The sequence below is a fragment of the Streptomyces sp. NPDC000348 genome (genome assembly GCF_042898795.1).
Taxonomy (GTDB): domain Bacteria; phylum Actinomycetota; class Actinomycetes; order Streptomycetales; family Streptomycetaceae; genus Streptomyces.
On record NZ_JBIAZD010000008.1, the window covers coordinates 51,911 to 62,239 of the forward strand.

9 protein-coding genes and 1 pseudogene are annotated in these 10,329 nt (G+C 67.2%); all 10 read left to right on the top strand.

Features of this window, described 5'->3' with window-relative positions:
• The first annotated feature begins 121 nt into the window (after positions 1-121).
• The 10 genes and pseudogenes from eccD to ACFY3N_RS17535 all read left to right on the top strand — a co-directional run bounded on the left by eccD (position 122) and on the right by ACFY3N_RS17535 (position 10,243).
• Positions 122-1,522 (top strand): type VII secretion integral membrane protein EccD, encoded by a 1,401-nt coding sequence (gene eccD, locus ACFY3N_RS17490; RefSeq protein ID WP_390817563.1) that lies wholly within the window; start codon positions 122-124, stop codon positions 1,520-1,522.
• A 30-nt stretch (positions 1,523-1,552) separates the two neighbouring features.
• Positions 1,553-3,052 carry a type VII secretion protein EccB gene (eccB, locus tag ACFY3N_RS17495; RefSeq protein WP_390817564.1) on the top strand — a complete coding sequence of 500 codons (1,500 nt, stop codon included), beginning with the start codon at positions 1,553-1,555 and terminating at the stop codon, positions 3,050-3,052.
• Between the two features lie 233 nt (positions 3,053-3,285).
• Positions 3,286-3,867, top strand: a pseudogene (locus ACFY3N_RS17500) (transposase family protein); the annotation flags it as partial.
• Positions 3,868-3,989: 122 nt separating this feature from the next.
• Positions 3,990-4,331: a hypothetical protein gene (locus tag ACFY3N_RS17505; protein ID WP_390817565.1), complete on the top strand. Its 342-nt coding sequence runs from the start codon at positions 3,990-3,992 to the stop codon at positions 4,329-4,331.
• 49 nt (positions 4,332-4,380) lie between these two features.
• Entirely contained in the window at positions 4,381-4,692 is a 312-nt protein-coding gene (locus ACFY3N_RS17510; protein WP_390817566.1) for a WXG100 family type VII secretion target, read from the top strand.
• Positions 4,693-4,771: 79 nt separating this feature from the next.
• Entirely contained in the window at positions 4,772-5,242 is a 471-nt protein-coding gene (locus tag ACFY3N_RS17515; protein ID WP_390817567.1) for a type VII secretion system-associated protein, read from the top strand.
• A gap of 43 nt (positions 5,243-5,285) precedes the next feature.
• Positions 5,286-7,988: an AAWKG family protein gene (locus ACFY3N_RS17520; protein ID WP_390817568.1), complete on the top strand. Its 2,703-nt coding sequence runs from the start codon at positions 5,286-5,288 to the stop codon at positions 7,986-7,988.
• Between the two features lie 59 nt (positions 7,989-8,047).
• Positions 8,048-8,497: a YbaB/EbfC family nucleoid-associated protein gene (locus ACFY3N_RS17525; protein WP_390817793.1), complete on the top strand. Its 450-nt coding sequence runs from the start codon at positions 8,048-8,050 to the stop codon at positions 8,495-8,497.
• Positions 8,490-8,849, top strand: a complete 360-nt coding sequence (locus tag ACFY3N_RS17530) for a hypothetical protein (RefSeq protein WP_390817569.1) — start codon at positions 8,490-8,492, stop codon at positions 8,847-8,849. The genes ACFY3N_RS17525 and ACFY3N_RS17530 overlap by 8 nt, the downstream gene beginning before the upstream one ends.
• Before the next feature lie 719 nt (positions 8,850-9,568).
• Positions 9,569-10,243 (top strand): ricin-type beta-trefoil lectin domain protein, encoded by a 675-nt coding sequence (locus tag ACFY3N_RS17535; RefSeq protein ID WP_390817794.1) that lies wholly within the window; start codon positions 9,569-9,571, stop codon positions 10,241-10,243.
• Positions 10,244-10,329 lie beyond the last annotated feature (86 nt).

A 10,329-nucleotide genomic window follows, 5' to 3' on the forward strand; every position in this document is an offset into this window, starting at 1 on the left:
TGGACGGGGTCATCAACGGGAAGTCGCGTAGCGGGCCATGAGCGGCCCAAGGTCTCAGTACTCTGCAGGCGTTCAGAACCAAGCCCAGCGGATGAACCCCGGGAAGCGTGGCCCCCCACCCATGACTGAGAGCTCTGTGGCCGGCCTGTGCCACATCACCGTTCGTGCCCCTGCCAAGACGATAGACCTGGCTGTACCCGCCGATGTGCCGGTTGCCGACCTTCTGCCGACCGTACTGAGTTACGCGGACGGCGACCTGGAGGAAAACGGCCTGGAACACGGCGGCTGGGTCCTGCAACGTCTGGGCGGAGCCCCACTCGACGAGGAGGCAACTCTCGAGACGCTGGACCTCAAGGACGGGGAGGTGATGTACCTTCGTCCCCAAGCCGATGCCCTGCCGGAGGTGCGCCTCGACGACCTCGTCGACGGGATCGCCGGGGTCACGGGGGAACGGCTGCACGGCTGGAACCCTCAAGGCAGCCGCCGTGTGCTGCGCTGTGCGGTGGTCGTCTGTGTGCTGACATCCCTGGGAATACTGGCCTGGCCGTCGGGCCCGCTCGCCCTGCGCGTCGCGACCGCCCTCGTCGCCGGGCTGCTGCTCCTCGCGGGTGCGGCCTCGGCGAGCCGGGCAGTGGGCGATGCGGCAGCCGGTGCGACGCTGGGAATCCTGGCGGCGCCGTGTCTGGCGTTGGCGGGCTGGCTGCTGCCCGGAGGAGAGATAGCGGGCCCCCAGGCGCACCACGTGCTCGGCGCCCGGCTGATGGCCGCCGGCGCGGGGGCTGCCGGAGCAGCCGTGCTGGCGGTCGCGGCGACGGCCGTGTACACGCCCTTCTTCATCGCCACAGCGCTGATCGCGATCCTCTCCGCGGCCGCCGGGGCGCTGATGAGCGTCTTCCACCTGCCCGTGGACAGTGCCGGCGCGGGGGTGGCCGCGGCGGTCGTCGTCTTCGGCAGCTTCATACCGGTGCTGTCCTTCAAACTCGCCGGCATGCGGATGCCCGCTCTGCCCAACAGCGCCCGGCAGTTGCAGGAGGACATCGAGCCCTACAGTGGCCGTGACGTCGCCGTCAGGACCGAACTGGCCGGCGACTGGATGACCGCCCTGTACACGGCCACCGGAGTCATCTGCGCCGGCACCCTGGTCGCTCTGGCCCACGCGCCCGGCCTGGCCGAGACGCTGACCGCGGCGACACTCTCCCTGCTCCTGCTGCTGCACGGACGAGGCATGGTCAACGTGTGGCAGCGTCTGGCCCTGGTGGTGCCGGGCATGTGGGGAGCCGTCCTGCTGGCCGTCGGCAGCGCGGCAAGCCTCACTCCGGCCGACCGGCCGGCCCTGGTCATAGGACTGCTGGCACTGGCCGCAGCGCTGGCCGTCGCCTCATGGACCGTGCCCGGCAGGCGCATGGCGCCGCACTGGGGCCGCGCGGCCGAACTGCTGCAGTCGCTCCTGGCCATCAGCCTGCTGCCGCTGACGCTCTGGGTGCTGGGCGTCTTCGGCGCCCTCCGGGCGATGAACGGCTGAACCAGGCAAGGACCGGGAGGACACGAACCGATGCAGTCCAAGCGTGACCAGGTACAGGCCCACACGTTCGCCATGGGCAGACTCACCGCGGGCATGCTGCTCGCCGACCCCGATGCTCCCGAAACCCCGACGGGACGTACCACCCGTGGTGTGTTCATCGGCCTGCTCGTCGCGGCGCTGATCTCCGCGGGCGCTTTCGTCTACGGGCTGATCGTGCCGGGCGGGAACGACTCCTGGCAGGACGGGAAGAGTCTGATCGTCAACAAGGACACCGGAGCCCGCTACCTGTACATCGACGGCCGCCTCAGGCCGGTACGCAACTACGCCTCGGCCAAACTCATCGGCGGCGCCGACCTGAAGACCACCGACGTGCGCACGCCGTCGCTGCGGGGAACCCCGGTCGGGGCCCCGGTGGGCATCCCCGGCGCCCCTGAATCCGTTCCAGCGGCGGACGACCTGGACGACGGCGCCTGGCACGTCTGCTCCGCCATCAACGTGTCCGGCACCGCGGACGGCGCGGACACGGCACCGACCACGGTCACGACGCTCGTCGTGGGCGCCCCCCTGGAGAACAAGGGGGTCTCCGGTGACCAGGGACTTCTGGTGACCGGCCCGGACAAGGCGACCTATCTGGTCTGGAGGGGAAGTCGCCTCGAACTGGACAAGGCCTCCGGCGCCGCCGTCTCCCTGGGCTACGGTTCCGTGACACCGCGGCAGGTGTCCGCCGCCTTCCTCGACGCCCTGGTCGCCGGCCCGGACCTGGCCTCACCCGACGTACCCGGCCGGGGCACCGCCGGGCCGTCCTTTGCCGGCCGCAGCAGCACGGTGGGACGGGTGTACCTGGCCGAACTGCCCGGCTCGGCCGAGCAGTACTACCTGCTGCGGAAGGAAGGCCTGGTGCCCCTCACGGCCACGGAGGCGGCCCTCGTCCTCGGTGATCCGGCCACCCGCGAGAACGCCTACGGGGGAGCCTCTCCCACGGCCGCGCCGCTGAGCGCCGACATCCTCAGGGAGCACCTGGCGCCCGGCACCGCCGACACGTCACCGGCCTCCAAGGGGCTGCCCGAATCCCCGCCCCGCGCGGTTTCCGTGCCGGAGGGAATGTCCGCCTGCGCCCGGGGTGAGTCGGTCGACGGCCTCACACGCATCACCATGGCGCTGGTGCCGCTGAGTTTCCTGGCCCCGGTCACTCAGACGGCCCCCGGGGAGTTCGCACCGGCGTGCCTGCCGGTTGACGACGTCGTCGTCCGGCCCGGCCACGGTGCCCTGGTGAGGGCGCTGGGCGCAGGTGGCACGCCGGTGGGCGACACGACGTACCTCGTGGCCGACAACGGCGTGAAGTACCGGGTGCCGTCCCGGGCCGCACTCGAGGCGCTGGGATACGCGAGCGGCGATGTGGTGGCGCTGCCCTCCCCGCTGCTCTCCATGCTGAAGTCCGGACCGGACCTGGCCCCGGGCGCCGCCGCACAGGGTCGTACCGCCCCCAGCACCCCGCCTTCCTGCGAAGACGCCACGGGAGAGCCGGGCTAGGCCGCAGAGCAGCCCGCCGGCGATCGAGCTGTGCGAACAGGGGGACGCAAGCCCCGGTTGTTCGATCACCGAACCGTTTTCATCCTGTCCTGCGGGGGTGATGGTGCAGGTCAGCGGGGTGGTGTGACGAGGCGAGGCTCCTGGTCGTTGCGGTGGTGTTCTCTACGCACCACGCTTCGTCCGAGGGGCCTCGCCTGGTCCCGTAGCGAGCCTCGCTCGACGTCCCGCATGAGCTGGTCGGGCATGTCGCGTGGCTGACCTGTGCCCGAAGGCGTGAACGCGGCACGCGGTGGCGCAAGCCGGGCTGTTTCCACCAGGCTCTGCCGGCGCTGGTGCACCTGCGCAAGAACGAGACGTTGCCCCGGCTCGAGGCGGGATTCGGGATCTCCACCGCAACCGCCTGGCGGTACGTGGACGAGACCCTCGAGGCCCTGACCTCCTGGGCGCCCGGCCTGCAGGAGGCACTCGTCGGCCTGGGCGAAGGGGATTTCGTCATTGTCGACGGCACACTCATCCCCCGTCGACCGCGTCGCCGCGGACGAGCCGTACTCCTCCCAAAAACACCGGAAGCACGGCATGAACGTCCAGGTCGTCGCGCATCCGGACGGCACACCCCTGTGGTTCTCCCGCGTGACACCCGGCCGCACCCACGACCTGATCGCAGCCCGCGCTCACGGCATCGTCCAAGCCTGCCTGACCCGGCGGATCCTCGTCCTCGCGGACCGCGCCCACCAGAGTGCCGGCGCTGTTCCACCCGACGCATCGGCACGGCAGTCCAAGCCGTCCGCACCCTGCTGACCTGCACATATCCAGGATGGAAACGGTTCACTGAGAAAAGTTCCTCAGATAAACCTCAACCGAAGACGCCCTCAAGTGGAGCAGCCCTACCCTCTTCCCCAGCCCACAGGTACCTCCTCAACCATCAAGGGACAGGACCATGACAGGCAACATGCAGCAGTCGGACGCACGACTGACTCAGAACGGCATCGAGTCCCTCAACCAGGCTCGCAACGAAATCGTGAAGTCCCGACGGCACGTGGAGACTTTGAAGGAGGTCCTCAGGAGCAAGTACAAGGGCGGCGACGGCGCGGCGTACGGCGAGCTGCTGAGGCTGTGGGACGAGAAGTGCGCGATCGTCCAGAGGAACGTCGAGGACATGATCGACAAACTCGGCGGCAGCCGGCAGACGCAGGCAAGGACACAGGCCGCTGCGATGGACTCCATCGCCCAGGGCTCTGCCACGTCCCAGGCGGTCTTCGACGCTCTCAAGAACGTCTGACCCGATTCTCCGGCCCCCCGCCACACCTACGACTGAGAAGAGATTTGTGATGGACGACGGCTACATCTACGTCGATTACACGCACCTGAACGATGTCGGTGACTCCATGGCCCAGCAGACCAAGCTCATCGCCGGAATCGTGGAACGCCTGGAGACGGAGCTCCAGCCACTCAAGAACACGTGGATCGGCCTCGACGCCACGGAGTACCAGAACAGGCAGCGGGAGTGGGACGGGGCAGTCCTGGGGATGCAGCGGCTGCTCACCTCGCACGCCGGCCTGCTGGCGGAGATCGGATCCAGCTACAAGCAGAGCGAAAACCAACTGGCCGACCTCTGGTCCCAGGTCACCATCGGCCGCTGAGTCGCTGAATTCTTCGGTCCGAAGCTGTTCGCCGTCCGGCCGTCGGGCCGGACGGCGAACAACCACCAGGAGAAAAGACATGACGGATCTGACGCAATTGGACGCCTCGCACCTGCAGACCTTCATCGACACCGAAGTGGCTGACTTCAACAAGGACCTTGAAGGCATCGGAAAGGACGTACCCGGAGGCGCCCGGGCCCTGAAAAGTCTCGTAGAGGGGTACCACACCCCCGAGGGGAATCACCTTCAGGAAAATCCCTATCTGACCATCGGGCTCATGGCGGCTGAAGGCGGGCTGGTGAAGGGAAATACCCTCGTCAGTCGGGTAGCGGATGCTGCCAAGGGGATCGTCGACGTCCTGACGGCTGAGCAAAACCTGTTCAAGCACATCGCCAGAAACCTGGAGGAGACGATCAAGGTCCTGCAGAAGAATCAGGACCGGAGTCTCACCGCGATCAGCGCGGAGAAGATGCTCGACCTCTTCTCCGATGTCGACAACGATCTGAGCGGCGCATCTGCTTTGGACAACTCCACCTCCAAGGCGGCGTAGTTGCCGTCCCTCCCTCCTCTTCCCACCCCAGGAGCGTGCTGCTGTGGCTGCCGAGCCTTCCTTTGAGGCCGACCCCGATGACTACTGGGGAAGGGCCGTGTCTCTCCTCACCGGCTACATGATGCCGAAGAGGAGCGCGCTCTTCGACAAACTCAAGAGCGAAGGCGACATTCCCCTTTTCCGTATGGGCTTCAAGGACATGAGCATGAGACCGGTCATGCCCGAGGACTATGCGGCGATCAGTGGGTGGATGACCCATAAGGGAGAGGATTACGACCTGGTCTTCTACACGGCGAAGGGTCGCGACAACGTGAAGATGCAGCGGGCCCGGATCGTGTTCATCGGGGTGCTCACCGATGAGAACGGCAGGGCGGTGCTGTACACGGGGCCCGAGAGCAGGAGGACAGGCGGCGAGTTCACGAGCGTCGTCGAGAAGGATGCGCAGTGGGACAGCGCGCCGCCGGCACGCTACATCTTCGGAGGCAGAGCGGCGCTCGAGGCGCTGCAGACAGGTGACCGGAGCACCAAGAATTTCGCCTACAACGGGTTGGCGGTCGCGGACGTCCACGCTGTCGATATCAAGGCGTTCACGCGCACGGCGCAGGCGTTCGACCGGGTGAAAAGTTTCTTTGTGGGCCAGAGTGACACGCTGGAGCGATGGGAGAATTCGCTGGGCGACGAGCAGGCGTCGTGGAAGGGAAAGGCGGCCCAGGTCTTCCACAACCTCATCGTTCAGGTGCGATCGAACTATGCCGACTACGTGGATCAGTTCGGAGGCAAGGATTACGAGCCCTCCCACACCACGCTCGACGGCTACCGGCCCCGCTCTCCCTTCGCCGATGCCCTGGCGGGAGCTCAGCTGAACCTGTCGATCCAGGCCAACGTGCTCCTGAGGGCATGGAACGCATGGGCCGCCGACGGCAAGAACGACCCGCACCGGGCAGTGCTGGAAGAGCTGAATGAGGTGTGGAATTGGGTAGTGAAGAACAACATCAGTCAGGTAACCAAGGTCGAGCATCACGGCAGCCGCTCGGGCATGTCGACTACGTACCACACCACCGAGGCCTTCAGTCAAGTCCACCCCAAGTACGGAGATCTCGCGGAACGCAGCACCTACAGGAAGATCGCCGAGGCGGCGGTGGAACGGTGGAACAAGCGTGTTGAAGATGAACTCGAATACTATGCCCGTGATGCCCTGGCCAGTCTCAACAACCATTGGCTCGACGCTGCGGCAGTCTTCGCTCAGCAGGTGGAGACCACCAGTCGCACCTCGCTGACGGAGACCTGGCAGAAGGAACAGACTCAGCTCAACCAGGAGAAGCTCGACCAGACCAACGACGCCCTCACCAAGAGCTTTGGCGGCCTCGGCAAGGCCGTCACCGACTTGATCAGCGGATTGAACGACTTCGGGAGTGAGCAGGGCGGCAGCCCCCAAAGCCTCAACGTCAATACGGACAGCCTTGCCGGAAAACTCTCCCAAGGCCAGGACGGCCCGAAGGCCGGGCTCGGTGATGTCGGCACCGGCGGCGGGTCCCCGGATTCGGCAGGGCTGCCGACAACCGTGCCGCTGAACCCCCTGCTCGGAATCGGCTCGGCCTCCAGCCCGAACTCCGACCCGGCCGGTACGAACAGCAGTCTCCGAAACCCGGACGGCAGCACCACCGTCCTCAATTCCGACGGGTCGTTGGCCACCGTGCACCCGGACGGTGGCCTGAGCGTCTTCAACCCGGCCACCGGCACCATGACCACGACCTCGCGGGACGGGAAGACAAGCAGTACCTCTCTTGACCCGGGTGTGGTGCTCGAGAATCCGGACGGCAGTACGACGACGCTGAACCCCGAGGGGAAGCTGACCACGATGTTCCCGGACGGGAGCAGCACGGTGGTTGATCCGTCGTCCGGTGAGACTGTGACGACCCGTCCCGACGGCTCGGTGACCACTGAGTTTCTGAATCCGTCGGTGGCCACCGGCCCCACGCCCGATGACAGCACGGCGCCGCCGTCGCATGCCGAGATCTCGGCCCGACGCCCGGATCTGACTCGTCTGAACGACTTGGTGACCAGCACCGATCTCAAGGGTGATGCCGACGTGGGAAGGGCCGGCATGACCCTTCCAGCCGCCGCATTCGTGGCGGACGCGACCGATTCCTCCTTCACATCCGACGACTTCGCGACTTCTCAGCTCAACCCAGCGGTCAGCCGGAGCGGTGACGACGGCACGTTGTCGTACGAGGAGGACGACAGCACCCCCTATTCCGGAGGCGCGTTGGGGGCGCCCTCGACCAACGAGTGGGCCTCCGAGACGGGGTTGCCGAGCGGCGCCGTTCCTCTGAATCCGGACCTCGCTGGTGTAACGGATGGTGCCGGCAGTGGCAGCGGCAGCGGCAGCACGGGCATGCCCATGATGCCGATGGGCATGGGTGGCATGGGTGGACCCGGCGGAGCCGGAGGGGGCGGTGGCTCGTCGAACGGCGAACGGGTCCGCAACGTGCTGACCGATGGCGACGGCGCCGCCGTGCGCAGGCCGAAGCCGCGTGCCGATACGGCCGAGGACGGCGAGGACAGGGCTTACGCCAGAGGAGGACGAACCACCACGTCGTCGTCCTACCTTCCGGCGGGCGGCCAGGGTACCCAGGGTGCCCAGCGGACGGAGTCGAGCGGCCGGGATCGGTCCGGTTGGGAGCCCGAGGACGGGGACGTCTGGGGCGCGGACGAAGGCGGCGCTCCGGCGGTCATCGGCCGGTGACGTCGGCCAACGGACAGGACAACAGGGCGAAGGAGAATCCGGTGACTGAACCGGCATCGATGGAGAAGAAGCTGGCCGATGCGATGGCCGAGCTCGAAGCGACCCAGGAGGCGGTGGCCAAGGCTGAGGCGGAGCTGAGGGAGGCGTCGTTCACCGTGCGGTCCAAGGACCGGGCGGTGGAGGTGACCGTCGGTCACCAGGGCGAGCTCACAGCACTGAGGTTCCTGGAGGGCAAGTACCGGAGCATGGCGGCGGGGGAGCTTGCCGCGAGTGTCCTGGACGCGGCGGAACGTGCCAGGACACAGATGTCCCGACATGTGATGGAGACGTTCCAGCCTTTCACCCAGCCGAGCACGGCGGTGCCGGAGCTGGCGGGAGTGAACATCGACTGGGCCGAAATCTTCGGTCCCGCGGTCCTGGAGGCACCGGAGCGGGCGGTCGGTCGCAGGGGCAGTGGCCGACTGCATGACGAGATCAACGAGGACGGGGAGGACGATCACGATGTCTGATGCCAACGCCTACACCGCTGATACCGCCCGGATCCAGGGTGGTATCCGGCAGGTTCACGAGATCAGCACGGCGGCGCAGAGCATGCTGCGGAATTTCGAGAACCGCCTGAAGCCGACCGCGGGCTGGCCCGGCGAAGACGACAGTTTCGCCAAAGCGACAAAGCCGCATGCGCAGAGGGAGAACGTGACGGCTGCGCAAACCATGCGGGCGATAGCGGAAGCGATCGTCGCCATCGCCGATGGCACCAGCGAGAACGTGAAGAACATCCGGTCCACGCAGGCCGGGAACCTGGACGCCATCCTCCGGTCGTCGGGCGGCAACTCCACTGGAACCAACGGCAGGAAGCACTGACTCCGGCACGGCAATCCCCTTCCCACCGCTGGTGAACAAGCTGTTTGTTCGTCCTTGGAGGCGAGCGGCCGTCCATGGAGTCCGGTGCCCCGCCCTGGGGATATTCCCGGACCGTGCCGCCGGGTGTCGAGCCCCTGCCACATATCCAGGGCAATGTTCGTATGATCCCGTCGCACCGTAGGAATGACACGATGACCACAGCACAGCCTCAGGGCACCCAGAACATTCCGTCGCAGGCCGGGGAATCGGCAGCAGCGCAAGGAGACACGGCAACAGGGGCGGTAGAGGCTGCGGGTTCCCCGGCGGTGCTGTCGGCTTCCCCGGCCGGAGGCGTTACACCTGTGCTTCCCGTCGTAGGGAGTGCCGAGCAGGGGACTCCCGGCCCGGAGCCGGAGCCGGAGTCGGCGTCGCCGGTCGTCGGGGAGTCGGAAGCGGCAGGTGTCGCGGCAACCGCCGGGGAGGGTGGTGAGGCGGGAGCGGAGCCTGCTGCAGCGGTCGATGTGGAGGAAGAGGCAGGTGAGACGGCTGGTGGCACGGACAAGGCTGCCGCGGACGTCCCGCCTGGGCGGCCGCACAAGAGTCTGCTGGCCGGGGCTGCGATCGTGGGAACTCTTCTGATGGCGGTGCCGTTCCTGGTGAGCAGCGGCGATGAGGAGGAGGGCGTGGCTCCTGCTGGTGCGATGCCCGGCACGGTGCTGGGGTCTCCGGCGGGTGGCGTCATGGTCGGCCCCATCGAAACAGCGTCGCCGACCGCGAACAGTACTTCTCAGAAGGCGCGTTCGGGCAAGAGTGCCGCTGGGCAAGGGGATGCTGGTGGGCCCCGGGCGGGAGGGGAGAGCGCTGCCGGGACACCTGTAGCCCGTGGGGTGGGGGGCAGTGGCCCTGCGTCGGCGGGTAAGGATCCGAAGCCGTTGCCGCGGCCCACGGTGGGTGAGGATCCGAAGCCGTCGCCGCGGCCCAGCGCGGCTCAGACTCTGGGTAAGTCCAAGTCGTCCAGGAAGTCCTCCGGTGTGCCCGGTGTTTCCATCCGTAGCCACCACTCGGGCCAGTGCATCGATGTCACGGACGGTGGGGGTGACGGTACGCCGTTGCAGATCTGGGGCTGTAACGGAGCGGCACAGCAGACGTGGCGTTTCATGGGCGACGGGACGGTGCGCTCCATGGGGCTGTGCATGGATGTCGCCTGGGGGGCGACGGGCAACGGTGCCGTGATTCAACTGGCCAGATGCAGTGGCCATCCCGCCCAGCAGTTCCGGCTGAACTCCTCGCACGACCTGGTCAATCCGCAGGCTGACAAGTGCGTTGACGTGAGGGAGCAGCAGGTGGCCAACGGCAGCCGGTTGCAACTGTGGGATTGCAACGGACAGGACAACCAGAAGTGGAGCGCCGGCTGAGGCTGACCGTTGGGTCGCGATCGCTGATGGCACCAGCGAGAACGTGAAGAACATCCGGTCCACGCAGGCCGGGAACTTGGCCTCGG

Bases quoted from the DNA above. Each gene is read 5' to 3' on its own strand.
- ACFY3N_RS17530 (WP_390817569.1), top strand. From the start codon at position 8,490: ATGTCTGATGCCAACGCCTACACCGCTGATACCGCCCGGATCCAGGGT.
- ACFY3N_RS17525 (WP_390817793.1), top strand. From the start codon at position 8,048: ATGGAGAAGAAGCTGGCCGATGCGATGGCCGAGCTCGAAGCGACCCAG.
- ACFY3N_RS17515 (WP_390817567.1), top strand. From the start codon at position 4,772: ATGACGGATCTGACGCAATTGGACGCCTCGCACCTGCAGACCTTCATC.
- ACFY3N_RS17535 (WP_390817794.1), top strand. From the start codon at position 9,569: ATGGTCGGCCCCATCGAAACAGCGTCGCCGACCGCGAACAGTACTTCT.
- eccB (WP_390817564.1), top strand. From the start codon at position 1,553: ATGCAGTCCAAGCGTGACCAGGTACAGGCCCACACGTTCGCCATGGGC.
- ACFY3N_RS17505 (WP_390817565.1), top strand. From the start codon at position 3,990: ATGACAGGCAACATGCAGCAGTCGGACGCACGACTGACTCAGAACGGC.
- ACFY3N_RS17510 (WP_390817566.1), top strand. From the start codon at position 4,381: ATGGACGACGGCTACATCTACGTCGATTACACGCACCTGAACGATGTC.
- eccD (WP_390817563.1), top strand. From the start codon at position 122: ATGACTGAGAGCTCTGTGGCCGGCCTGTGCCACATCACCGTTCGTGCC.